The sequence below is a fragment of the Flavobacterium sp. N502540 genome, from assembly GCF_025947365.1.
In the GTDB taxonomy this organism is placed as follows: Bacteria; Bacteroidota; Bacteroidia; order Flavobacteriales; family Flavobacteriaceae; genus Flavobacterium.
Genome location: NZ_CP110012.1, coordinates 634,650 through 659,742, shown reverse-complemented (window position 1 = coordinate 659,742; position 25,093 = coordinate 634,650). Strand labels below are relative to the sequence as shown.

The following is a 25,093-nucleotide window of genomic DNA, read 5'->3' as shown; positions in this document are numbered from 1 at the left end:
TTGAAACAGCGATTTAATTTTTCGAGATTAGGGATTCGTGAAATTTTTAATTTAAAATAAACCACTGCGTATTATTGTGTATTTTTACGTGATATAAAAATGTAATTATGTTTGAATTTCTTCCGTATTTATTGGCCTTCACAGCTGCGTTATTTCTAGGGATATATTTAGGAAAGACGTTATTTGCTGCGCGATTTCAATCCGAAAAAGTCAGTCTGGAAGAAAGGCTGAGTGCCACCACAAATCAATTACAAATTCAGAAAGAGCAGTTTGAAAACGAAAGAAGAAATTTCGAAAAACAGCTTCATCTGAGCAGTTCTGAAAAAGAGACTATCCGAACCGAAAAAGACAGTCTCGCCATTCAGCTTTCTAAAAAAGAAGTCGATTTTGAAAACTTGTGGGAACGTCATAAAGAACAAAAGAATGAAGTAAGCGAACTTCAGGAGAAATTTACCAAAGAATTTGAAAACCTGGCGAATAAAATTCTGGAAGAGAAATCGGCAAAGTTTACGGAGAAGAATAGTGAAAATATGAAAAATATCCTGCTGCCTTTGCAGGATAAAATTCAGGGATTCGAAAAAAAGGTAGAGCAAACTCACAAAGAAAGTATTGATTATCATGCGGCTTTGCGTCAGCAGATTTTAGGATTGAGTGAAATGAATGCCCAAATGAGTAAAGAAACCCTGAATTTAACCAAGGCGTTGAAAGGCGACAGTAAAATGCAGGGAAACTGGGGCGAATTGGTTTTAGAACGTGTTTTAGAAAAATCCGGTTTAGAAAAGGGGAGAGAATACGAAGTACAGCAAAGTTTTACAAATGCTGAAGGAAACAGAGTTTTGCCCGATGTTGTAATCAATTTACCCGACGGTAAAAAGATGATCGTCGATTCGAAAGTTTCTTTGGTTGCTTATGAAAAATGGATCAATGAAGAATCTGAAATTCTTAAAATGGACTTCCTGAAAGAACATGTGAACTCTATTAAAAGACATGTCGAGCAGTTGGGAAGCAAAAATTATCATGATTTGTATCAAATCGAGAGTCCGGATTTTGTCTTATTGTTTATCCCCATTGAACCTGCTTTTGCGATTGCTTTAAACGAAGATTCGACCTTGTACAATAAAGCGTTTGATCGAAACATCGTTATTGTAACTCCTACAACCTTACTAGCGACTTTAAGAACTATTGATAGTATGTGGACCAATCAAAAACAACAGGAAAATGCCTTTGAAATTGCCAGACAGGCAGGAGCATTGTACGACAAATTTGAGGGATTTGTTACCGATTTGGTACGTATTGGAAATAAAATAAAAGACACAAAAACGGAATACGAAAATGCCATGAGCAAGTTGGTAGACGGAAGAGGAAATCTGATTTCAAGTGTCGAAAAATTAAAGAAAATGGGAGCGAAGGCTAAAAAATCGCTTCCCGAAAATATTATTGCCAGAGCTTCTAATTCAGATGAAAATCAATCTTTAAATTAAAAACATAGTTTCATCAAGGCTATTCACAAAGAAATTTTCCCATTCAAATACAAATAAAAAATTATGACTGCAGATTTCAAACACGTTTCTTCATCGAAAATAAGTATATCAGAATTAATGCTGCCTTCGCATACCAACTTTAGTGGAAAAATTCACGGAGGATATATTTTACAGCTGTTAGACCAGATTGCTTTTGCATCAGCCTCAAAATTTAGTGGCAACTATTGCGTGACCGCTTCTGTGGATACGGTAAACTTTTTAAAACCTATTGAGGTTGGAGAATTAGTAACCATGAAAGCATCGGTAAATTATGTGGGAAGAAGTTCTATGATTGTGGGAATTCGTGTCGAAGCTGAGAACATCCAGACGGGAGCCATCAAACATTGTAACTCGTCTTATTTTACCATGGTGGCAAAAGATAATGAGGGGAAAAGCGTGCCTGTTCCCGGACTTATTTTGTCTAATTTAGAAGAGGTGAGACGCTTTAGGAAATGCATCAAACAAATCGAATCTAAAAAAGAAGTAGAAGAACATGCAAGAATGACAGACGTTAATTCGATCGAAGATCTGGCAAATTTAAATCAGTATAATGTGCTTTTAGAAATTCATTAAGGTAAGGGCTTAGAGGTGAGTTCTTTTGATAAATAGTGAGATGGGTTTTTAAAAAGAAAAAAGAAGAAAGAGAAAAGAAAAGAGAGAAACAGAGTCTTCTGCGTTTTATTAGAAGTGAAACGCTTTTTTGCGGTTAGCAAATCTATGTTTCTATGTGTTAAAAAAGATTTTTTATGTACATACACCCAATTAAAATAATTTACAATCAAATCAAAAAGTAATGGTAAAGTTTGGCTATACAATTTTATACGTTGAAGAAGTAGAAAAATCAGTTTCGTTTTATGAAAATGCATTTGGATTTTCAAGAAAATTTGTAACTCCGGAGGCGGATTATGGCGAATTGAGTACGGGAGAAACAATACTTTCGTTTGCTTCAAAAGAATTAGCAGCCCAAAATCTGAAAGACGGCTTTATCGAAAGTAAACCAGAGCAGAAACCTTTTGCCATAGAATTGGGTTTTATAACTGATAATGTTGAGGAACTAGTACAGAAAGCAATTTCAGGAGGAGCGACACTGGTCAAAGAACCTGCTCAGAAACCATGGGGACAAGTAGTGGCCTATGTACGTGACCCGGATGGGTTTTTAATTGAAATCTGTACACCAATGCAATAAGACTTAGTGCGTTTTTGATTCTCATAATTGGAGTGCCAGTAAACGGTATCAGAATTGATTTTTAGGCAGGTAAAACATTCACAAATATTTAGCAGTAAATCGGCAACCGTAATCCTGAAAAAATCGTAACTTTAAGTATAAATGATTGGGTTACTGTTTTTTCACGGAGTACTGCCATTCTATTTTTTTAACTTATCTTAAGTCCAGTTGTTTCTCTTCTTAAAAATAGAAAAAGATCGAATGACATAATTGTTTAATTGTTAACGATTATGAAAAAAATTACATTACTTATTTTACTGTTTACAGCTTATTCCGTTATGGCTCAGGATAAATTTTTTACCAGTACGGGAACCATAAATTTTGAAGCATCAGTGCCCTTTTTCGAAGATGTAAAAGCTGTAAACAGACAGGTCACAATTATTGTTGAGCCCAAAACGAGTACTTTAATCTGTACCGTTTTTATTAAAGATTTTCGTTTTAAATTAGACCTGATGCAGGAACATTTTAATGAAAATTATATGGAAAGCCATCGTTATCCGAAAGCTGTTTTTAAAGGAAAAATTCAAAAATTTGATCTAAAAAACATAGACGAAATCGAAAAGGAATATCAAATTAAAGGAAAACTTTCGATGAAGGGAAAATCAAGAGAAATTCTGGTAAATGCACTCATTAAAAAAGTGGGTGACGGAATCCAGATCGTTTCCGATTTTCCAATTTTGATCTCTGATTATAATATCGAAATTCCGAACAGAATAGCCGCTAAGATTGCTAAAACGGTGAATACCGAATTAACGGGAGTAATTAAAAGTGATGATCCGGTATATCTAACGCTAAAATGACTAATTAAGGCAGTTGACCAGCGCGCCTTCTAAATCGGTAAATTGAAATTCAAATCCTGTTTTTTGTATTTTTTCAGAAGAAACCCGTTGTCCTTTTAAGACAGCCTCGCTCATTTCGCCTAAAACAATTTTAAGAATTAAGGCGGGTACTTTTGGCAGCCAGATTTTATAACCGTATAAGCTGGCAAGCATTTTTGAAAAACTAAGGTTCGTAGTATTGTCTGTCACGCAGGCATTGTACGGACCTTTGATCGTTTCATCAGTAAGTGTTTTTAAATAAATCTGACATAAATCATCAATATGAATCCAGGGAAGATATTGTTTTCCTGTACCCAAAATGGCACCGAAGCCGGCTTTGAAATTGGGTCCCAGTTTTTTTAGAAAACCTTCATTTCTTCCCAAAACAATCCCCGTTCTGATTTTAGCAGTCCGGATTCCTAAAGAAGTAATTTTATCTGTAGCCTGTTCCCATTCAACGCAGGTTACCCCTAAAAAATCGGTTGCAGGGGGAGTGTCTTCCGTACAGATAACAGAACTGGTAACAGCTCCGTAAATTCCAACCGCCGAAGCCGAGATAAAAGCATCCGGAACTTTATTGTTTTTCTTTAAGATCGAATAAATAAGATCGATGGGTTGTACACGACTTTCTAAAATGACTTTTTTACGTCTTTTAGTCCATCTCTTCTCTACAATTCCTTCACCTGCTAAATGGATAATATAATCAGCCTGAAGAATTGCTTCTTCGTTGATATAATTCGTTTTTAAGTTCCATTTATAATAGGTGATTAATGAGGTGTTTTCTCGTGCGCTACGGCTCAAAATCGATACCGTAAAACCACTGTCAGTGAGTAAATCGGTAAGTTGTTTTCCAACAAATCCAGTGCCTCCGGTTAATAAAACATTTTTTGCCATGATAGTTTATAATATATTTAACAGTGCATTTTGTTTAAGGCAAAGTAAAGGTACTTAAACATTCCTTACCTTTAAGGCAAATTCTAAATTTTAATGAAATGGCAACTAAAAATAAGGCTATCACAAGAGAAGATATCGTTTCAAAATATATGGATGAAGTTTTAGAAAAGGGGCAAAAACCAAAATCGGTTTATCATTTTGTAAAAGAAAATGGTTTTACGGAAGCGGAGTTTTATGCTTTTTTTGGAACATTAGAAGGTTTAGAAAAAGAAATATTCAGACTGTTTTTTGCGAATACAGTTGATTTGCTGCACAAAAATGCAGATTATCAGGAGTATGATATGAAAAACAAGATGTTGAGTTTCTACTATACATTTTTTGAGATTTTAACGGCCAACAGAAGTTATGTCCTGCAAGCTCTAAAAATAGACAGAAATCCACTTAAAAATTTTGTACAACTGACTTCGCTTCGCGAGGCTTTTAAAGAATATGTTTCGGAAATATTGACTGATGATTACAGACTGGAACAGAAAAAATTTCAAAAATTTCAGGAAAAAGCCCTTCAGGAATCGGCCTGGCTGCAATTAATGATGACCATAAAATTCTGGATGGAGGATTCTTCCGCAGCATTCGAAAAGACAGATATCTTTATCGAAAAATCGGTTAATGCATCTTTCGAATTGATGAATGTAGCCCCAATGAATCATTTAATTGATTTTGGAAAATTTCTGTTTAAAGAAAAAATATACAGTAAGTAATGAAAACGATCGATTATATACCTACCTCAAAAATAGAAAGAGCCAGTAAATTAGTGCAAACCGGTGCAAAAATCGGAGTCAACTATATTAAGCATTATGCTGAGAAGATGGTAAACTCAGATTTGACCCGTGACAAGCTGAATGAAAACAATGCCGAAGATATTTACGACGGACTCAAAAGTTTGAAAGGAAGCGCTCTTAAAGTGGCTCAAATGCTGAGCATGGACAAGAATTTTCTGCCTCAGGCTTATGTAGAGAAATTTTCATTATCGCAATTTTCAGTACCACCGCTTTCGGCACCATTGGTCTTGAAAACTTTTAAAACCAATTTCGGGAAAACACCCTATGAAATTTTTGATGAATTCAATGCCAATTCGGTCAATGCAGCCAGCATTGGTCAGGTGCATCTGGCGGTTAAAAACGGTAAAAAACTAGCCGTTAAAATTCAGTACCCGGGAGTTGCCAACAGTATTTCGTCTGATTTGGCTCTGGTAAAACCTATTGCAATCAGAATGTTCAATTTGCAGGGAAAAGATTCCGATAAATATTTTAAAGAAGTTGAAGATAAACTGATTGAAGAAACCAATTATTTGTTGGAACTTCAACAAAGTCAGGAAGTGGTACAGGCCTGCAGTAAAATCGAAAACATACTTTTTCCAAATTATTATCCTGAGTTTTCGTCAGAGAAAATTATCACTATGGATTGGATGAGCGGTCTGCATCTTTCGGAGTTTACCGCTAAAAATACAGATCAGGAAGTGGGTGACAAATTAGGTCAGGCCCTTTGGGATTTTTATATGTACCAAATTCATGTTTTAAGAAAAGTTCATGCCGATCCGCATCCGGGAAATTTTCTGGTGGATGAAAACAATCAGTTAATTGCGCTGGATTTTGGCTGTATGAAACAAATTCCGGATGATTTTTATGTGCCTTACTTTGAATTGATCAATAAAAATGTAATCACTGACGAAACACTTTTCAATGAAAAATTATTTGAACTGGAAATTCTTCGTCCCGATGATTCGGCTTCTGAGATTGCCTATTTTACTGAAATGTTTCATGATTTATTGTCTCTTTTTACCCGGCCATTTCAGAAAGAAACCTTTGATTTTTCGGATGAGACTTTCTTTGACAATATTGCCAAATTAGGAGAACGTTTTACCAACGATACCAATCTTAAAAAAATGAACGGAAATCGTGGTTCTAAACATTTTATCTACATGAACAGAACTTTCTTCGGATTGTACAATCTGATGTTTGATTTGAAAGCCAAGATTGTTGTAGAGAATTATATGAAGTATTAAAAAAGTTTCAGGTTTCAAGTTTCACGTTGCAATATAACCTGAAACTTGAAACTTGAAACCTGAAACTTGAAACAAAAAAAAGCTATTTCAAAATCCCTTTTTTATAAGTTTCAATGGCACGATCTCTTGCAAACGCATGATCCACCATTGGTTCGTTGTAGTCTAAATCAAATTCAGGAATCCATTTGCGAATGTAGATTCCTTTCTCGTCAAACTTCTTTTGTTGAATTTCGGGATTGAAAACTCTGAAATAAGGTGCAGCATCACAACCTGTTCCTGCTGCCCACTGCCAGTTGCCTACATTGGAAGCCAATTCGAAATCTAATAATTTTTCAGCAAAGTACGCCTCGCCCCATTGCCAGTTGATGAGCAAATGTTTGCATAAAAAGCTGGCCACTACCATGCGAACCCGATTGTGCATGTACCCCGTTTCGTTCAATTGACGCATTCCGGCATCGACCATTGGGTACCCCGTAGTTCCCGAACACCAGCGTTTAAAATCATCTTCGTTATTGCGCCATTGAATGCCGTCGTAAGCCGATTTAAAATTGTGATTCACAACATTTGGGAAGCTAAATAATATCTGGATGAAGAACTCTCTCCAAATCAGTTCGCTTAAAAAGGTTTGATTTTTTCGATTGGCCCAATTTACGAGTTTGCGAATACTAACCGTTCCAAAACGCAAATGCGGCGAAAGGTAGGAAGTACTGTCCTCAGCCGGAAAATCACGTGTTTCTTTATAATTAGAAATTTGACTTAAATCCGGAGGAAGTACTTTTATAGCGCTTTTCTCAAAACCAATTTCGGCTAATTCCGGAAAAGTAAACTGATTTTTACTGAAGTTTTCATAACCAATTTTGGTGTCAAATTCCGGAGCCTGTCCTGAAAGATGGTATTTTTCCAGCCACTTGTTTTTGTAGGGTGTATAAACGGTGTAAGGAAGTCCATCAGCTTTTGTAATTTCTTTTTCTTCAAAAATCACATGATCTTTGAATGAGGAAGCTGTGATATGGTGTTGTGCTAATAATTGCTGAATAGCGGCATCACGTTGGATGGCAAAAGGTTCGTAGTCTTTATTGAAAAAAACCTGCTGAATATCAAATTCAGTTATAAGTGATTCCCAAACCTTACTTGTAGTTCCTTTTTTAATGAGAATGGAGGAATCAATTGCTTTTAGTTGTTCGTTTATTTTTTGAAGTGACTCCAAAATAAACTGAACGCGTGCATCATTTTTGGGAAGGTTTTCCAGAATTTCATCATCAAAAATAAATAGCGGAATTACCGGAAAATCCGATTGCAGGGCATGGAACAGTCCGGTATTGTCTTCTAAACGCAAATCACGTCGGAACCAGAAAAAAGAAACTTTTTGTTTTGTCATTGTATGATGTTCTGCTTGATTTTTTATCACAGTCAAAAAAAAATATATTGATTTAAGCTTTTGAATTGAATAGCTCTTCGATTTTATTGTAGCGATAATCAAAAATAGTTTTGAGTTTATTTTTAACAATAAGACTGTTCATGATTCTGCCCAGATACCCCAATGGTAAAGCGTAGTGCACCACATCAATCATTTTTGTTCCGGTTGCTGTGGGCTCGAAAAAGTGTTTGTGATGCCATAAAGCGTAAGGGCCAAATCGCTGTTCGTCGACAAAATATTGGTTCTCCTTTGAAACAGTAATGATGGTCATCCAATTAATTTTAATGCCCAAAAGAGGTTTTAAAGTATAGGTGATAATTTGTCCGGGATACATGCGTTTGTTGTCAAAATCCTGAATTTCGAAACTCATATTATCAAGTGTTATCGTTTGGAGATTTTTCGGACTTGAAAAAAAATCCCAGCATTCTTCAACAGTAGCGTTTACATGCTGTACGGTTTCTATTTTGTATACTTTCATAAAATCTATTTAAATTTTATAATATTTAAAAGGAACAAACAACATTCCGAAACATTCCCCGTCTTCTTTGCCTAAGTGCTTGTGGTGTATTTTATGTGCTTTTCGCAAGCCAATCAAGTATTTGTTTTTGGTGTTTTTAAACCATTTGAAACGCTGATGAATCAGAACATCATGAATCAAAAAATAACACACACCATAAAGCGTTACTCCACAGGCAATAAAAAATAAGTAGTTGAATCCGCCCTCAACACCAAAGTAAAAAAGAATAATACTGGGGATGGCAAATAGGACAAAGAAAATGTCGTTGCGTTCAAAAGTGTTTTCGTATTTGGGTTGATGGTGATCTGCATGAAAATACCACATCAGTCCATGCATGATGTACTTGTGTGTGAGCCAGGTGACACATTCCATGAATAAAAAAACACCTAGAAAAATTAAAAAAGAAATCATTTTGTATGTCTTGAATTTACGTTTTAGCTTATAAAAGTTAATTTTCGCTGTATTAGAAATTGGTTTTAAACTAATTTTAATTTGTAGGTTACAAAAGACTGTGCTAAAAGCCCCGCTTTGGTATAATTAGAAACTCTGATTCTCGAATTTCCAATTTCATAATAAGGAGTGTTCTTAAGCTTTTGAAGCAGTTTTCGGTAATAAATATAAGCGGTATAAACACCAAATTTAGCGTCGATAGGAAGTTTAACAATGCCCTGAAAAGCGATTCTGAAATCTTCTTCGATTTCAGCAATAATATTCGTTTTAGCTTCTTCGTCAAAAGAATTTAAATCAATTCCCGGAAAGTAATTTCGGTTCAAAATCAAATTATCCTCTTTTAGGTCTCTCAGGAAATTAACTTTCTGAAAGGCCGATCCCAATCGCATTGCTTCATTTTTGAGTTGTTCGTATTTTTGTTCGTTTCCTTTTACAAAAACCTTCAGACACATTAAACCTACTACATCGGCCGAACCGTAAATGTAATCTTCATATTCAGTATGGGTAGGGTAGCTCGACTTCACAAGATCGAGTTTCATGCTTTTTAAAAAGGCCTGAACCAGATCATCAGTAATGTTGTACTGCTTTACGGTATGCTGAAAAGAGTTGAGAATAGGGTTAAGACTGATACCTGTTTGCATCGCTTTGTAATATTCTTTTTCGAAATCATTGATAAGATTCTCTTTTTCAAAATCATGAAAAGAATCGACAATTTCGTCAGCAAAACGCACAAACCCGTAAATGCTGTAAATAGCATCGCGAATACCCGGTGACAACATTTTGACTGCTAATGAAAATGAGGTGCTGTAACTCTGAGTAACCAGTTTGCTGCATTTAAAAGAAACAGTGTCGAATAGTGATTTCATTGGTTAAGAACTAAAAGATTTTTGAATTAACTCAGCTGCTAATTTTCCTGAAATTAAAGCAGGAGGAACACCAGGGCCGGGAACAGTTAACTGTCCCGTAAAATATAAATTACGAACTTTTTTACTTTTTAGTTTGGGCCTTAGAAAAGCGGTTTGCAATAGTGTATTGGCCATTCCGTAAGCATTGCCTTTATAGGCATTGTAATCGTTCACAAAATCGTTTTTACAAAATGATCTCTTAAATATAATGCTATTTTTTATTTGTTGATCGGTTAATTGTTCAAATCTGGAGATTATTTTTTCGAAATAGACTTCACGAAGTTGTTCATTGTCTTGTATTCCTGGGGCTAACGGAATGAGGAAAAAACCGCTTTCCATTCCTTCCGGAGCAGCAGTTGAATCTGTTTTAGAAGGGAAATTGGCATAAAACAAGGGTTGCTCGGGCCATTTCGGATCGTCGTAGATGTCGGCTGCATGTTGGTTAAAATCAACATCAAAAAACAAAGAGTGGTGTGTGACGTTGGCTATTTTTTTATTGAATCCCACAAAAAAGAGAAGGGAAGAGGGAGCAAAAGTCCGGCTCTCCCAATATTTTTCTGAATAAGCGCGATGTTCGATATCCAGCAAAGTTTCGGTATGATGATAGTCGGCACCGCTTAAAATAATATCCGCTTCTATCGTCTTTCCGTTAATTAAAATTCCTGTGGCTTTTTTTTCTTTAACAATAATCTTTTCAATAGGAGAGTTGGTTTTAATCGTTACTCCTAATTCCAATGCCAGTTTTTCGATTCCACGTACCACATCGTACATTCCGGTTTTAGGATGCCAGGTTCCTAAGCCAAAATCGGCATAATTCATAAAATTGTAAAAAGACGGAGTTTTTGTTGGCTTTGCACCTAAAAACAAAACGGGAAACTCCAGTATTTGGATGAGTTTTTGATTCTTAAACTGCTTTCGGATATCGGCGCTAACAGTACTAATAAACTGATTGAGTTTGAAAGCTGTTTCGACTGTGATTAATTCTAGTGCCGAAACTCCGGGACGATAGACTAAATCTTTGATGGCAATATCATAATTGCTTTTGGCGTGATTGATGAATTTTTGAAGTTTCTCACCGCTTCCCGTTTCGATCTCTTCAAAAGTGTTTTTTATTTCTTCTAAATTGTCATAAATGCTGATAAAATCATTTATACCAAAATACACTCTGTAAGCCGGATTGAGTTTGATGAGCTCGTAATAGTCGGAAGAGTTTTTGTTGAAATCCTGAAAAAAACGTTCGAAAACATCCGGCATCCAATACCAGCTTGGTCCCATGTCGAAAGTAAAGCCTTCTTTTTTAAATTGTCTGGCTCTGCCTCCAATAGTTTCATTTTTCTCATAAATAGTTACCGTATTACCTTGCTGTGCGAGATAACATGAAGCGGCTAGAGAAGAAAAGCCTGATCCTATTATTGCTATAGTTTTTTTCATTTGTTTAACAAATATACAAAAACTTTAAACAAAAATATTACAGCATGCTGATTGTTTCTTCCATAGAATCAAAAACGCGTATTCTTTCTGATAAAATTTTCTGATCGATATGTTCGACCATGTTTCCCATAAGCCAAATTTCATTGTTCTTTTGAAGCAACTTTTGTCCCATCGATTTGACATATTGGTTGATTACATTGCGATCTGGTTGGACAGTCATGAAAGATACAAAGGTAATGTTCTCGAAATGTTTGGTTAAATCTTGCAGGTTTTCGATAGGCATGCTTTCGCCCAGATAAATGGTTTTGTATCCTTTTAGTAAAATCTCGTACTGCAAATAAAGTAAGCCTATCTTATGGATTTCATTTAAAGGAAGAGAAAGTACAAAAATCCGATCGGTTTTTGTGGGTTTTAGAATCTGCAGGCTTTCGGTATAAATTAATATCTTCTGCTTGATCAGATGACTCATAAAATGCTCATTCGCCGGAGTTATGGTTTCGGATTGCCATAATAAACCTAATTCTTTTAGCAAAGGAAGAAAATTGTCTTTGAAGACTTCTCTAAATGATTTTTCAGAAATAAGCCAGTCGAAAGTATTGAAGAAAATTTCCTGATCAAAATTCATCATCGCCATCTTGAACGAAGTAATGGCATAGTTCTGTGAGTTTTTCTTTGAGATGATTTCGCGAACTAATTGTGGAATTTTTTCTTCGGGATAGGTTGCTATTTTAGATATTTTATAGCCGTATTCGTGTAATAATGTGATGTTTAAAAGCTTCTGGAGATTCTGCAAATTATAAAGCCTGATATTGGTGTCAGTACGCATGGGCTCTAAGATATTGTATCTTTTTTCCCAGATGCGAATGGTGTGTGCTTTTATCCCGGATAAGTTTTCAAGATCTTTTATGCTGAAAACAGTTTTAATATTGTTTATCATTTTTGGCTGTTTGGTGAACAAAAATAGAATAAAATCTCAAATTACCTTATAATTTGTCTGAAATACACAGGTTACGAGATGTTTACAGATTGATAATGATTTAATTTGTCTAAATGAAGAATCGTCTTAGAGCCATCTTTACTCCTGTTGTACATTGTCTCAAATTTGGCTCCGTAAATTACTTCATCAAAGGTATAAGAAGTTCTTGCGGCCACGGTATTGCTGTACATATCGTCGAAAGTGGTAATGAAAACCAGTATTTCGCCATGTACTTTTTTAAAATCTTCTTCGGTAAAATTATATAATGGACTGCTTTCTGTGATGGGATGTACCAGTGTCCAGCTTAAAGAAAGCGCATTTATACGTTCCAGTTCAAGGTCTAAGCTATAGAATTTATTGGTTTTTTGACCATTTTCTTCCAGGCTTAATCCCAGAGTCATTCTGGCAGTAGCATCAGTAAAATTGGTATTTTTAAAAGGAACAAGACGTACCATGAGGCCTCTCTTATCTTGGTAAGGTGAAATTAAGGCATGATCGGCAAACTTTAAAAAAGCGGTTGGTTTGCTAAATCTTCCAAAGAACAGACCGGTTGCTATGGCAAAGCTCAGCAATCCAATCAAAGCTTCGGCAGCAGAAAGAGCGCTTGTTAAAAATCCGGTGGGGCTGATATGTCCGTATCCTACAGTAGTAAAAGTCTGCGCGCTAAAAAAATAAGCCTGTCCGAACTGAATCAGTATGCCTTCTGATTGCTTAATTCCGTTAAGATTTTCAATTCCGATAGCATAATAAGCAAGTGCAAAAATAAAATTGATGCTAATATAAAACGAAAAAAGGATAAGCATGAATTTCCAGTTTGGCATATCGATCATGGTGTGGTACCAGCTAATGCGACGAAGTACATGCATTCCTCTTTTTTCGACATTGGGCGTTCCGTTTTTGTTTACAAAACGGCTTCCGTAGCTGTTTGCATTTGATCCGAAACCGGAATTAATATCGGGTTGAGCTTTCTGGTTTATTTTCTTGAGAAGCGCCATTGCAGATTGGTTTAAACAACAAATGTAAAAATATCTGCGAGATCAGGAAATGGGCTGTAAAGAAAAAGCAATCTGTGAATGGTAATTCTGCAGATTGCTTTTGTGTTTATTGCGATAAGATTTTACTTTATTTGCAAAAAGTTGATTTGTTTTTGATAGCGCTTTGGCTGCCTAATTCTATTGCTTTTGTAAAATCTTTGCAGGCATTTTTCTGATCTCCGATTTTGTTATAAGCCAAACCTCTCAGATTGTAAGCGATATAATCTTTTGGATTTAAACCTAAAGATGAGGTACAGTCTGCAACGGTTTCTTTAAAATTCATTAACTTGTAGTTTACGTTTGCTCTTCCGGTAAAGGCGTCGGCATTCATGCTGTCTAAATCGATGGTTTTGCTAAAATCAGCAAGGGCGCCTTTAAGGTCATTGAGTTTTAGTTTTGCAACACCGCGATTTTGATAGGCCTCTACAAATTTTGAATTCATGCTGATGGCTTTTGTGTAATCGGCAATTGCTCCTTTTGTATTGCCGGCTTCAGCTTTTTTCAGGGCTTTGTCAAAATAGCCGGTTGCAGATTGTGCCCAGGTAGAGCAGGTGATCATAACAAATGATACTAATAGAAATTTTTTCATAAACCAATTTGGGATTAGTTAGTAGGTTAATAATTCAGGAAACGAATTTAATGAAGTTTTGTTTTGCAAGAGAAGTACTTTTGTCAAATATTTATTATTTTTTTTCGAAGAGAAGGATCGATATTTTATTCCGGTTTCTTCTTACTTAAAAAGGGGGTAGTGTTTAACCTCCAGATGGCACCAATCTGGAAATTTCCCGAAGACAAACCAATGTTGTTTTTGTTATTGTCAGAGAAAGCGGAGAATGTAGAATTATTGAGATAGGATAGACCAAGTGACCATCTCTCTTTGTTATAGCCCAAGGCTATTCTGGGAAAAAATGTGGGATAAATTTCGATCTTTTGTTTTCCGAAATCATTTATTCTTTCGGTGCCTACATTTGCACCTATGGTTACTGATCCGCTGGTAAACCATCTTTTGCTAATTGCCCAGGTGTACGCATAACCTCCGCTAATTCCAAATTGAAAATTACGTAGTGAGTTTTTAGATTTGTGTACAAAAGAGCTATCAGAGCCTATTTTCGAAAAATAAACTCCTCCGCCAAGCAGGAAGCTTCCCGCTGATTTTAATTGTCTTTCATTTTGAACAAAGGCAGCTTTATAGGAGAATTTTTTGTTGTTAAAAACATATTGGCCAAAAGCACCATATTGCTGGATTTTGAGATCGGGGTATAATTGTATGTTTTTGTCGGCATCATCGGCAGTATAGAAACCGTGGTATTTTTGAATGAAAAGATCAATTATGAATTTTCTTCCGTAGTTATGAATCTGAAAATCGAGTGCTTTGGTTCTTCCTTTTTCCTTGTCTTTCAGAAAGCTTAGTCCGTAACCGTAACTAAAATCGATTATGGTATTTTTTACAGAAACACCAAAACCTAAGCTCATTGGTGTATTAGGCATGAATCTTTTCATATCGCCTCCTGTTTCCTGTTGCAGCGAAATGAATTTCATCGATAAATAGGTTCTTATGGAAGCTTTATTTTCAAAAGGTTTGATGTAGCTAGTGTCAATCTGTGCAGTGCAGAAATACGGAAAAACAAAAATAAGCAGCAGCGAAAAATAGAATTTCATTAGATTCTCGAAAAGTAGATGATTAAGATTGTGCTTTGTTTAATTTGTTTCGGTTGTGTTGATAGGTTTATAGTTCAAAGATATTTAAAACATTCTATCTTTTGTTAAGTTTTCTGGGGCCACATCCGGATTTATTGATTTCAAGGCTGTAATAGGGAGTGACTTTAAACGATTATAAATTTAGGTGTTTGATTTACCGCAATAGTGTCTAATGGTTTAAGGTAAGGCTTAGGAATAAAAAAAGGTCAAGTAAATTAATACTTGACCTTTTGTGACCCGACTGGGGCTCGAACCCAGGACCCCATCATTAAAAGTGATGTGCTCTACCGACTGAGCTATCGAGTCATTGCTTTCAAGAAACTTGTATTGTGAATCACAGTTTGTGACCCGACTGGGGCTCGAACCCAGGACCCCATCATTAAAAGTGATGTGCTCTACCGACTGAGCTATCGAGTCATATTCGTTTCTTGAACGCGGGTGCAAATATAAGAAGTTATTTTGGATATATCATAACCTTCTTTTAACTTAAATATAATAAAGTGCTAATGGATTGAAAAGCAGGATCTAAGTATGAAGTATTAAGTGTATTTAAGGTGTTTTATTTCTGAGGGCGGTTGTAAAAGTGTGAAATTGGAGGTTTTTTGCCGGTAGTTAAGGGGGTATTTATATTGAAATTACTTTGCTGAAATGCTTTAAGAGAATGAATTGTTCCATTGTATCAGAAACGAAAGAAATGAAACGAAGCATAAAAGAAAAATATGGATAAAATAGGTGCTAACAGTAGCATAATATTTTTGATATTAGGTTTGTGCAGAATTTAAATAAATATATCTATCTATAATGCTATTTCGTACAGGGAGTTTGTTTGCTATGCTTCCATCTTTTGTGAGACCATAAATAATATTCAGGAGCCTTATGGATTTGCTCTTCAACTAATTTAATGTATTGTTGAGTGATTTCACCTTCTTTTGTTTTTTGGGCATTAGTAGTTATGACTTCAAAACTAACCTCATAATGACCTCGTTTGACTTTATTTGTTTTAAGAAAAAGGATGTTCATGTTGTAACGTTTGGAAAGTTTTTCGGGACCAATGTGAAAAGGTGTTTCAATTCCCATAAAAGAAGTGTAGTAATTTGAAGGACTCAATTTAGGAGATTGATCGCAAATAAATACATACGTGGCTTTTTTTTTAGCAGTACTATTGTCTGAAATAACAGAGATTACTTTTTTTGTTTCGAGGGGAATTATTTTATATCTTTTTCGAATGGCGCAGATCAAACGGTTAGCGTAGTAATTTTTGAATTTTTTAGTGATAAAATATAATTCAGATGCGGAATGGTTTTTGAGCATTGTTGCACATTCATATCCTGCATAATGAGCTCCCATGATAATAATGCTTTTTTCCTTTTTTTGGAATTCTTCGTAAACTTCAATGTTTGTAAATGAGCAGCGTTTGATTTTTTCTTTTTCTGAAAGTGTTAGAGCTTTTATGATTTCAAAAAACATGTCACACAGATGGCGATAATAGTTTTTCTGAATGGTTAATTGTTTTTCTTTTGTTAATAAAGGTAAGGTGTGTTTTATGTTTTGCATGACCGTTTTTTTTCGATATTGTATTACATAGTAAAGTAGGTAATACATCAAATCTGAAAAGATATATAATAAGAAAAATGGCTGTATCGAAATGAGCCATATTAATAGATAGATGATGAAATAGAAAAAAAACAAATTTTAAAATTTATTGATGTTAAAATAGGTTAGATGGTGGTGTAGCTTTATTGTAAAGTTAGATGGATAGAGCTTGGTATTTTGTGTAATGTAGTAAGAGGGTTGTTTGATGTAATAAGTGGTGATATTTATGTAAAAAAATGTATTTGCAGGTAGTTGTCCGAAAAGCCAAAAAGTTTACAGGTTTATCCGATTTATTTCTGAACTATAAAACAGGGTGTATTTAGGAAACTATTTCTTAAGTTGATTCTTCCGGTTTTGGTTGTTTTGTATAAGATTTGTTGGGGGGATTAAAATAAAAAAGCGCAAACCCTTATGTTTATTGGTTTGCGCTTTTTTATTTGTTTTCACTCATAGATGTGGGGATATGGTGGAAATACGAGCTAGTAAAAAAAATAAACACCTGTAAATCAGGTGTTTATAATTTGGGTAAGGCTGATTTTGTGACCATGGAGGGATTTGAACCCTCACGCCCTTGCGAGCACCACCCCCTCAAGATGGCGAGTCTACCGTTTCTCCACATGGCCGAAAATTAAAAAAGGTCAAGTAAATTAATACTCGACCTTTGTGACCCGACTGGGGCTCGAACCCAGGACCCCATCATTAAAAGTGATGTGCTCTACCGACTGAGCTATCGAGTCAATGCTGTCAAGAAACTTGTATTGTGAGTCACAATTTGTGACCCGACTGGGGCTCGAACCCAGGACCCCATCATTAAAAGTGATGTGCTCTACCGACTGAGCTATCGAGTCATATTCGTTTCTTGAACGCGGGTGCAAATATAAGAAGTTTTTTTTATTATTTCCAAGCTTATTTATTATAAATTTGTCTTTTTTTAAGTAAAATTTACAACCGCTTAGTTTATAAGGTATTATTAAAATGAAAAAAATTATATTGTTAGGATATATGGGGTGCGGGAAGTCAACGATTGCTCAAAATATGTCAAAAATTACAAATATTCCATTTCTGGATTTGGATCAATGCATCGAAGATAGAGTCAATTTATCAATAAATGAGATTTTCGAGAAACACGGAGAGATTTATTTTAGAAAATTAGAACATGAAATTTTTGTAGAATTGCTTCGGTCTCCTGAAAAAAGTATAATAGGTTTGGGAGGAGGAACACCTTGTTACGCTAATAACCATGAATTACTAAAAGGAGAAGATGTTGTTTCAATCTATTTAAAGGCTTCCATTGAAACTTTATATGGAAGATTGGTTCATAATAAAAGTAAACGACCGTTAATCGCTGAAATGAATGAAGAGGAAATGAAAGAATTTATCGCGAAACATTTGTTCGACAGAAGCTTTTATTACAACCAGGCTCAGTATAAGGTTACGGTTGATGATAAAACTGTCGAAGAAACGGTTCAGGATATTTTAGCTATTTTAGCTTAAGAACGCATAGTTGTCGCCGTTATCGTCAAAAACAACCTGTACGTGCTCTAATAAAGAAGTAGACAAAGAGATTCCTTTAAAATCGGCTTTTACCGGATACTTCTTGTGATTTCTGTCAACCAATACTGCTGTTTTGAATTTCTTAAGCGGAACATCTAAGAAATGACGAACAGCATATATTAAAGTAGTGCCGGAATTTAAAACGTCATCTACTAAAACCAGACCTTTGTTTTCGTACGCTTCTTTGGTTAATGAGGTATAGATAGGTGATTGTGGATTTTGTTTGTCGACTTTAACTTCGCAAAGGGAAACTTTAAGTGTTGAAATGCTGGTTAAGGACAAGGCTAGCTTTTGAGCAAAAACAGAACCATTCGAAGCAATTCCTGCAATTACAATTTCGTCTTCATCAACAAAAGTCTCGTATATCTGATAAGCGATACGTTTTATTTTGTGTTCGATTTCCTGATTGGTTAAAATGATATTCTTGCTCATGATTTATTTTTTTTGCTAATATAATTAATTTAAATTCCAATTTTGATAATGGGATTTTATGATTTTATCTGTTTGAAATTTTTACGGACGTAAGTTTGGGATTTTAGAATTTAAAAATTGGAATTTAAACTTCTTCTTCCTCATCAAAAATTTCATTTCCATATTCGTCAATATCACGACGGTCTTTTTTGGTAGGTCTTCCGGTACCGCTTTTGCGATAATGCTCTTTTGATAATTTTAGTAATTCTAAGTGAGCATATGCTTCAGGCGGAGTTTCGTTTTTTCGGTATATGTCGACCAATTTTGCTCCAACACGGCTTTCGGGAATGTCGAGTACGGTTATAATTTGTGTGATCTGATCTTTCCTAAAAGTAATTCTGTCGGTTGGAAAAACCTCTTTGGATGGTTTGGCAACTTGCCCATTTACAGTGATATGGTTCTTTTTACAGGCTTCTGTAACCATGTTTCTGGTCTTGTAATATCGTACACACCAGAGGTATTTATCTATTCTCATAATTTTTCTAAAATCGAAGTTAAAATCTTTACAAAAATAAATCAATATTGTATCTTGCGCACCTAAAAAATTAACAATAATGAATAAATTTAAATATTATTTTATTTTATTGCTTGCAGGTATTTCGTTTGTTTCTTGTAGTAAAAAGGATGATGATGAAGTGGTGGTGGTTCCATTAAGAGATTATGCTACGCAATATAAAGCTGATAATGATTCTATTGTCAAATATTTAAAGACAAATTACATAGAGTCGGTTACTGCCGATTTTGATGTTAAAATTTCTAAAATCCCTGCCGGCGGGGCACAAACTTCTATCTGGGATCAAAAAACTTATACTTTAGGAATCAGAAAAGTGTATAGTAATGATGTTTACTATGATGTATATTTTTTAATTTTAAGAAAAGGAATGGGGAATTCCCCAACAAATACAGATAAAATTGTAGCTTCCTATTCTGGTAATTTGTTAAACGGGACTGTTTTTGATTCATCTAATGGGTTTCCTGGTAATTTCCTTTTATTTCCGTATTCTAATAGCACGGCCACTGAGGGAACTGTAATAGAAGGCTGGTCTGAAATCTTTCCGCAGTTTAAAACTGGTTTCTCAAAGACAGACAGCAATGGTGTAATTTCGTATACTGATTATGGTGCGGGAGTAATGTTTTTGCCTTCGGGACTGGCTTATTATGGTGAAACTAAAGATAAAATTCCGGCTTATTCGCCTATTGTTTTCAGCTTTAAGCTGTTCGATCTTCAAAGAATGGATAATGAGTATACTCTTTCTTCAACTGGTCTGGTTTTTGTAGGAGACGGGGTTCCGGATTATCTGGAAGATCTTAATGGAGATGGTTATCTGTATGATTATAGCCTGAATAAGACTAAGTATCCAAATCCGCCAAAAAATGATAAAGTGTATGATACCGATGGTGACGGAGTTTCTGATTTTCTGGATTTAGACGATGATGGTGACGGATTCACAACCCGATTTGAAATTACGAAGCCTGCAGGAGAAATTGGTATCGTAAATGGGATTAATTATGGTGTGAGTAGGTATTATCCTTGGGAGCCGGTTATAGATAATCCGGGGACTCCTAATGTAGATGAAACTGAGCCAAGAGGTATTCCGAGAAGACCAACGGGAGCACTTGCAGATCCTAGTAAACCGGAATCGTATACCAATTCCAGAAAATACATAGAAGCAGATTATACAGACAAGCCAAGACTGAGAATTCATTTGGATAAGACTTATCCGTATAAACAAAATTAAGTTTTAACTCGTGTTAAAATGTAAAACCTCGAAAGTGATTTCGAGGTTTTTTTATGCTTGACAGATAGGGTTTTTACTTATTTGAGTTTGCAGATTGACAGGATTTTAAAAAGTTTGTTTCTTGCAGGTTTTATAGATGGAGTATGTTTTTTAAATAGACAGAAAAAGAAAGCTTAGTGTTTTGTAAGAATATATATGGAGGTTTAGGGATGTTCTATATCTGGGATTCTGTTTTCTTTGTTCTTTTTCTAAAAGTAGGATTAAAACAAAATACCCCGAAAATTGCTTTTCGGGGTATTTTTATTAAGTAAGAAAATGAAGGTGATTACTTTCTTTTGATTACTCTTTCTACAGCTTCAACAATCGCCTGATTGTTTAATTTGTATTTTTCCATTAATTGTTCCGGAGTTCCCGATTCGCCAAAACTATCGTTAACAGCAACAAATTCCTGCGGTGCCGGATGGTTTAGTGCTAATACTCTTGAAACGCTTTCTCCAAGACCTCCAAGAATGTTGTGCTCTTCAGCGGTTACCACACATTTTGTTTTAGCTAATGATTTTAGAATGGCTTCTTCGTCAAGAGGTTTAATGGTGTGAATGTTGATTACTTCAGCAGAGATTCCTTTTGCTTCAAGAGCTTCGGCAGCAATAAGTGCTTCCCAAACTAAGTGTCCTGTTGCAACGATTGTTACATCAGTTCCTTCGTTTAGTAAAATTGCTTTTCCAATTACGAAAGGTTCGTCAGCAGGAGTGAAGTTAGGTACTACCGGACGACCGAAACGTAAGTAAGCCGGTCCGTGGTGATCTGCTAATGCTAAAGTAGCTGCTTTAGTCTGATTGTAATCGCAAGTATTGATTACAGTCATTCCCGGTAACATTTTCATTAATCCAATATCTTCAAGGATTTGGTGTGTTGCTCCGTCTTCACCTAGTGTTAAACCGGCGTGAGAAGCACATATTTTTACGTTTTTGTCAGAATAAGCAACTGATTGACGAATTTGGTCATAAACTCTTCCTGTAGAAAAGTTAGCGAAAGTTCCTGTAAAAGGAATTTTTCCTCCAATAGTTAAACCTGCAGCGATTCCAATCATATTCGCTTCAGCGATTCCGATTTGAAAGAAACGTTCCGGGTGATTTTTTTTGAAATCATCAAATTTTAATGATCCAATTAGATCCGCACATAATGCTACAACATTTTCGTTCTTTTGACCTAGTTCAGTCATTCCCGCTCCAAAACCCGAACGAGTATCTTTACTTCCTGTATTTGTATATTTTTTCATTTTTGTTTTTTTGCTGTACGCAATAGGCTGTAGGCAATAGGCATAAAGCTTACTGCTTAAGGCTTAAAGCTGTTTTTAATAGTCTGCTAAAGTTGATGTGTTTTGAGCCAGAGCACTTGCCAACTGATCGTTGTTTGGTGCTTTACCATGCCACGCATGTGTGTGCATCATAAAATCAACTCCGTTACCCATTTCTGTATATAGCAAAATACAAACTGGTTTTCCTTTTCCGGTTCTTGATTTTGCATCGTTTAAACCTGCAATAATAGCTTCGATGTTGTTTCCTTCTTTAATTTCAAGAACGTCCCAGTCAAAAGCTTCAAATTTTGCACGAAGACTTCCCATTGCCAAAACTTCGTCAGTTGTTCCGTCAATTTGCTTTCCGTTAACGTCTACAGTTGCAATAAGGTTGTCTACTTTTTTAGCAGAAGCATACATGATAGCTTCCCAGTTTTGACCTTCTTGTAATTCACCATCTCCGTGTAAGCTGTAAATTAAATGATTGTCTTTGTTTAGTTTTTTTGCTTCGGCAGCACCAATAGCTACAGATAAACCTTGTCCTAATGAACCAGAAGCCATGCGAATTCCAGGTAATCCTTCATGAGTTGTTGGATGTCCTTGCAAACGAGAGTTTAGTAATCTGAAAGTGGCAAGTTCTGAAACAGGGAAATAACCGCTACGTGCTAATACGCTATAAAAAACAGGAGAAATATGTCCGTTTGAAAGGAAGAAAAGATCTTCTCCAATTCCGTTCATATCAAAACCTTCTTTGCGTTCCATAATGTTTTGGTAGAGTGTTACCAAAAATTCAGTACAACCTAATGAACCACCTGGGTGACCTGAGTTGACAGCATGTACCATTCGAAGAATGTCTCTTCTTACTTGGATAGTTAAATCGCTTAATTGTTGTGTGTTAGGCTTCATTTTATGTGTAAAAGTTAAACTGGTGCAAAAGTAATTTTTATTTTGCGGGGAGACAAATGATTTTTCGCTTTAGTTTCCTGTAAAAATGAAAATATCACTCTTTTTTGTATTCGTACAGAGAAAAAAAGGGATTGTTTCGATTTTATAAAGTAAAAAATTGGCAGCGCCATGATTTTAAAGCCCGCTTTGTCTGTCATCCCGTTTTTATGAGATTGTAAAAAGGAGAATTAACTAATTGCCAAATTATCTCATTATCTAATTGATCCAATCTCTCGCCAGGTCACCAGTTGGATGTTGTTTTCTTTCAGCTTTGCGCCGCATTCTTCACTGGTAAAAAAGTCAAAGTCAATTTGTCGCCAGGCCGAACCAAAATTAGGATGATTTAGGGTGATGCCCTGCATTTCGAAATCGTCAAAAGCAGGGTGAAGCAGAAATACATTTAATCCCGGGATGGCATTGTCCAGCGCCTTGGAGTATGATTTTCTTAATTCCCCTTTTTCAAAGTCCGAAAAATACCCAATCAATAAATGATCAGCGAGAAGAGTGTTTTCAAAATTGTATTTTTCGTGTGATAAACTGATGGATTCAACAAATTTTTTGTTTATGAAAACCGGAAGATTGTATTGTTTTCCGAGTTCTTTATAGATTTCTAAAATTTCAGGAGTTACACCGATGCTGCACATGTGTGAATCAAGATGGGTAGGCTGAATTCCAAATTGTAAAGCTTTTTCGATTTGAGCGGTAAGTTCTTTCCTGATTTCAGGAAGTTTTGCATTATTTTTAAAATCAGTTCTGTTTTTGTAGAAATGACCATTTTGATCTGTTAAACTTGAAACCTCAGAAAGTGGAAGAACCGGACCAAATTTGTAATTCTCCCATTCGCAGGTTAAGGTGAGGTGAATTCCACAATCGTATTGCGGATTGTCTTTGGCAAAATTAGCCATTTCGAAAAACCATGGACTGGGAACCATTATGCTGTAAGAGTTTACAAAGCCATTTTGCAGTGTTTTTATGGTTGCCTGATTTTCAGAATGCGACAGGCCGGCATCGTCAGCATGAATAATTAATAGTTTAGTATTTTCAGGATATCCAAGTTTTTGTGCTAGGTTCATTTTTTTAGTTGTCTTTGTGTATAGAGGAGATTAAGCGGATTTTCTGGTTTATCAAATTTAGATTTTTTTCATGATAAATGCGTATTATGGTTTCAAGTTTCAGGTTTCAGGTTTAAAAGTTTCAGGTTTCTGCCTGCATTAAAAATGAAGTTGTCTAAATAATCGGACTATCTAGAATTCCAGCGATCCAATAATCTAACAATCCAACATCCAAATTATCTAATTTTCTAATTGCCAAATTATCTAATTAATTTTCCCTGAAATTAGCTTATCTTTGCCGACTGAAAAAAGAAACAGATGAAGTTTGATTTATTACAAAGAGATCCGCAATCTAAAGCAAGAGCGGGAAGTATTACTACAGATCACGGCGTAATCGAAACGCCTATTTTTATGCCTGTCGGGACGGTGGCTTCTGTAAAAGGAGTGCATCAGCGAGAACTTAAAGACGATATCAATCCGGATATTATTCTTGGAAATACCTATCATTTGTATTTACGTCCGCAGACCGAAATTCTGGAGAAAGCAGGTGGATTGCATAAATTTATGAATTGGGATCGTAATATTTTAACGGATTCTGGAGGATATCAGGTGTACTCCCTTTCTAATAACAGAAAAATTAAGGAAGAAGGAGTAAAGTTCAAATCTCATATTGATGGTTCGTACCACTTTTTTTCGCCGGAAAGCGTAATGGAAATTCAACGTACTATTGGAGCCGATATTATTATGGCCTTTGATGAATGTACACCTTATCCGTGTGATTACAGATATGCACAGCGTTCGATGCACATGACTCACCGCTGGTTAGATCGTTGTATCAATCATTTGGATAAAGTACCTTATAAATATGGATACGAGCAAACATTTTTTCCAATTGTTCAGGGAAGTACTTATAAAGATTTACGTCGTCAGTCGGCAGAATATATTGCAAATGCAGGACAACAAGGAAATGCAATTGGAGGTTTGTCTGTAGGAGAACCTGCAGAAGAAATGTATGCCATGACCGAAGTAGTTTGCGAAATTTTACCAGAGGACAAACCACGTTATTTAATGGGAGTTGGAACTCCGATTAATATTTTAGAAAATATTGCTTTAGGAATTGATATGTTCGATTGTGTAATGCCAACCCGTAATGCCAGAAACGGTATGTTGTTTACAGCAAACGGAACGATCAACATCAAGAATAAAAAGTGGGAAGCTGATTTTTCTCCAATCGATGAAATGGGACATACTTTTGTGGATACAGAATATACAAAAGCGTATTTGCGTCACTTATTTGCGGCTAACGAGTATTTAGGAAAACAAATTGCGACAATTCACAATCTTGGTTTTTACATGTGGTTGGTTCGTGAAGCCAGAAAACATATCTTAGCAGGCGATTTCAGACCATGGAAAGAAATGATGGTTAAAAATATGAGTCAAAGACTTTAAAATAAGTTGATTTGTTTAATCGTTTATTCGGTTAAACGGTTAAACA

Annotated in this window: 25 protein-coding genes and 5 tRNA genes; 9 read left to right on the top strand and 21 right to left on the bottom strand. The window is 35.5% G+C overall.

All coding sequences use genetic code 11. The features are described from left to right. Positions 1-107: 107 nt before the first annotated feature. The 4 genes from rmuC (at position 108) to OLM58_RS03000 (ending at position 3,545) form a co-directional block, all read left to right on the top strand. On the top strand, positions 108-1,481 hold the full coding sequence (gene rmuC, locus OLM58_RS03015) for a DNA recombination protein RmuC (RefSeq protein WP_264531149.1): 1,374 nt from the start codon (positions 108-110) through the stop codon (positions 1,479-1,481). 63 nt (positions 1,482-1,544) lie between these two features. Beyond that, positions 1,545-2,093: an acyl-CoA thioesterase gene (locus tag OLM58_RS03010; protein ID WP_026110234.1), complete on the top strand. Its 549-nt coding sequence runs from the start codon at positions 1,545-1,547 to the stop codon at positions 2,091-2,093. A gap of 220 nt (positions 2,094-2,313) precedes the next feature. Continuing rightward, the gene (locus OLM58_RS03005; protein WP_264531148.1) at positions 2,314-2,706 is read left to right on the top strand and encodes a VOC family protein; all 393 of its coding nucleotides are present in this window, start codon (positions 2,314-2,316) and stop codon (positions 2,704-2,706) included. 269 nt (positions 2,707-2,975) lie between these two features. Further along, on the top strand, positions 2,976-3,545 hold the full coding sequence (locus tag OLM58_RS03000; RefSeq protein ID WP_264531147.1) for a YceI family protein: 570 nt from the start codon (positions 2,976-2,978) through the stop codon (positions 3,543-3,545). Here OLM58_RS03000 and OLM58_RS02995 read toward each other — a convergent pair whose 3' ends face one another. Next, positions 3,546-4,457: a TIGR01777 family oxidoreductase gene (locus OLM58_RS02995; RefSeq protein WP_264531146.1), complete on the bottom strand. Its 912-nt coding sequence runs from the start codon at positions 4,455-4,457 to the stop codon at positions 3,546-3,548. Positions 4,458-4,555: 98 nt separating this feature from the next. Between OLM58_RS02995 and OLM58_RS02990 the strand changes: the two genes are divergently transcribed. Both OLM58_RS02990 and OLM58_RS02985 read left to right on the top strand, forming a co-directional pair. Further along, positions 4,556-5,215, top strand: coding sequence for a TetR family transcriptional regulator C-terminal domain-containing protein (locus tag OLM58_RS02990; RefSeq protein ID WP_264531145.1), 660 nt, complete (start codon positions 4,556-4,558; stop codon positions 5,213-5,215). Then, a complete protein-coding gene (locus OLM58_RS02985; RefSeq protein ID WP_264531144.1) occupies positions 5,215-6,519 on the top strand; it encodes an ABC1 kinase family protein in 1,305 nt (434 codons plus the stop codon). Before OLM58_RS02990 ends, OLM58_RS02985 begins: the two co-directional genes overlap by 1 nt. A gap of 82 nt (positions 6,520-6,601) precedes the next feature. Here the strand turns inward: OLM58_RS02985 and OLM58_RS02980 are convergent, their stop codons facing one another. The 15 genes from OLM58_RS02980 to OLM58_RS02910 form a co-directional block, all read right to left on the bottom strand. Further along, positions 6,602-7,897 (bottom strand): cryptochrome/photolyase family protein, encoded by a 1,296-nt coding sequence (locus OLM58_RS02980; protein ID WP_264531143.1) that lies wholly within the window; start codon positions 7,895-7,897, stop codon positions 6,602-6,604. A gap of 52 nt (positions 7,898-7,949) precedes the next feature. Next, positions 7,950-8,414 carry an SRPBCC family protein gene (locus OLM58_RS02975; protein WP_089076222.1) on the bottom strand — a complete coding sequence of 155 codons (465 nt, stop codon included), beginning with the start codon at positions 8,412-8,414 and terminating at the stop codon, positions 7,950-7,952. 9 nt (positions 8,415-8,423) lie between these two features. Continuing rightward, on the bottom strand, positions 8,424-8,864 hold the full coding sequence (locus OLM58_RS02970; RefSeq protein ID WP_264531142.1) for a sterol desaturase family protein: 441 nt from the start codon (positions 8,862-8,864) through the stop codon (positions 8,424-8,426). A gap of 65 nt (positions 8,865-8,929) precedes the next feature. Beyond that, on the bottom strand, positions 8,930-9,769 hold the full coding sequence (locus OLM58_RS02965) for a phytoene/squalene synthase family protein (RefSeq protein WP_264531141.1): 840 nt from the start codon (positions 9,767-9,769) through the stop codon (positions 8,930-8,932). Between the two features lie 3 nt (positions 9,770-9,772). Continuing rightward, positions 9,773-11,239, bottom strand: coding sequence for a phytoene desaturase family protein (locus tag OLM58_RS02960; RefSeq protein ID WP_264531140.1), 1,467 nt, complete (start codon positions 11,237-11,239; stop codon positions 9,773-9,775). Positions 11,240-11,276: 37 nt separating this feature from the next. After that, entirely contained in the window at positions 11,277-12,176 is a 900-nt protein-coding gene (locus tag OLM58_RS02955) for a MerR family transcriptional regulator (RefSeq protein WP_264531139.1), read from the bottom strand. 71 nt (positions 12,177-12,247) lie between these two features. Beyond that, entirely contained in the window at positions 12,248-13,210 is a 963-nt protein-coding gene (locus tag OLM58_RS02950) for an ion channel (RefSeq protein ID WP_264531138.1), read from the bottom strand. A gap of 127 nt (positions 13,211-13,337) precedes the next feature. Next, positions 13,338-13,838 carry a tetratricopeptide repeat protein gene (locus OLM58_RS02945; protein ID WP_264531137.1) on the bottom strand — a complete coding sequence of 167 codons (501 nt, stop codon included), beginning with the start codon at positions 13,836-13,838 and terminating at the stop codon, positions 13,338-13,340. Positions 13,839-13,963: 125 nt separating this feature from the next. After that, positions 13,964-14,908 carry a DUF4421 domain-containing protein gene (locus tag OLM58_RS02940; protein WP_264531136.1) on the bottom strand — a complete coding sequence of 315 codons (945 nt, stop codon included), beginning with the start codon at positions 14,906-14,908 and terminating at the stop codon, positions 13,964-13,966. Between the two features lie 272 nt (positions 14,909-15,180). Continuing rightward, positions 15,181-15,253: transfer RNA gene (locus OLM58_RS02935), tRNA-Lys, on the bottom strand. Between the two features lie 38 nt (positions 15,254-15,291). Next, positions 15,292-15,364, bottom strand: a tRNA-Lys gene (locus OLM58_RS02930). Between the two features lie 387 nt (positions 15,365-15,751). After that, a complete protein-coding gene (locus OLM58_RS02925) occupies positions 15,752-16,636 on the bottom strand; it encodes a lysophospholipid acyltransferase family protein (RefSeq protein WP_264531135.1) in 885 nt (294 codons plus the stop codon). A 444-nt stretch (positions 16,637-17,080) separates the two neighbouring features. Further along, positions 17,081-17,163 (bottom strand) — tRNA-Leu (locus OLM58_RS02920). A 41-nt stretch (positions 17,164-17,204) separates the two neighbouring features. Further along, positions 17,205-17,277: transfer RNA gene (locus OLM58_RS02915), tRNA-Lys, on the bottom strand. Positions 17,278-17,315: 38 nt separating this feature from the next. Next, a tRNA-Lys gene (locus OLM58_RS02910) sits at positions 17,316-17,388 on the bottom strand. A 127-nt stretch (positions 17,389-17,515) separates the two neighbouring features. On the opposite strand from OLM58_RS02910, the gene OLM58_RS02905 reads away from it, so the two are divergent. After that, positions 17,516-18,034 carry a shikimate kinase gene (locus OLM58_RS02905; RefSeq protein WP_264531134.1) on the top strand — a complete coding sequence of 173 codons (519 nt, stop codon included), beginning with the start codon at positions 17,516-17,518 and terminating at the stop codon, positions 18,032-18,034. Here the strand turns inward: OLM58_RS02905 and OLM58_RS02900 are convergent. Beyond that, a complete protein-coding gene (locus tag OLM58_RS02900; RefSeq protein ID WP_264531133.1) occupies positions 18,026-18,526 on the bottom strand; it encodes a phosphoribosyltransferase domain-containing protein in 501 nt (166 codons plus the stop codon). The two genes, OLM58_RS02905 and OLM58_RS02900, sit on opposite strands and share 9 nt — an antisense overlap. Positions 18,527-18,650: 124 nt before the next feature. Next, entirely contained in the window at positions 18,651-19,040 is a 390-nt protein-coding gene (locus tag OLM58_RS02895; RefSeq protein WP_173967599.1) for an RNA-binding S4 domain-containing protein, read from the bottom strand. A 79-nt stretch (positions 19,041-19,119) separates the two neighbouring features. Between OLM58_RS02895 and OLM58_RS02890 the strand changes: the two genes are divergently transcribed. Continuing rightward, entirely contained in the window at positions 19,120-20,304 is a 1,185-nt protein-coding gene (locus tag OLM58_RS02890) for an FKBP-type peptidyl-prolyl cis-trans isomerase (RefSeq protein WP_264531132.1), read from the top strand. 325 nt (positions 20,305-20,629) lie between these two features. Here the strand turns inward: OLM58_RS02890 and OLM58_RS02885 are convergent, their stop codons facing one another. The 3 genes from OLM58_RS02885 to OLM58_RS02875 form a co-directional block, all read right to left on the bottom strand. Next, positions 20,630-21,583, bottom strand: coding sequence for a transketolase family protein (locus OLM58_RS02885; RefSeq protein WP_264531131.1), 954 nt, complete (start codon positions 21,581-21,583; stop codon positions 20,630-20,632). 75 nt (positions 21,584-21,658) lie between these two features. Continuing rightward, positions 21,659-22,507, bottom strand: a complete 849-nt coding sequence (locus tag OLM58_RS02880; RefSeq protein ID WP_017498448.1) for a transketolase — start codon at positions 22,505-22,507, stop codon at positions 21,659-21,661. Between the two features lie 251 nt (positions 22,508-22,758). Beyond that, positions 22,759-23,619 carry a polysaccharide deacetylase family protein gene (locus OLM58_RS02875; RefSeq protein WP_264531130.1) on the bottom strand — a complete coding sequence of 287 codons (861 nt, stop codon included), beginning with the start codon at positions 23,617-23,619 and terminating at the stop codon, positions 22,759-22,761. A 297-nt stretch (positions 23,620-23,916) separates the two neighbouring features. On the opposite strand from OLM58_RS02875, the gene tgt reads away from it, so the two are divergent. Then, a complete protein-coding gene (gene tgt, locus OLM58_RS02870; RefSeq protein ID WP_017498446.1) occupies positions 23,917-25,047 on the top strand; it encodes a tRNA guanosine(34) transglycosylase Tgt in 1,131 nt (376 codons plus the stop codon). Positions 25,048-25,093 lie beyond the last annotated feature (46 nt).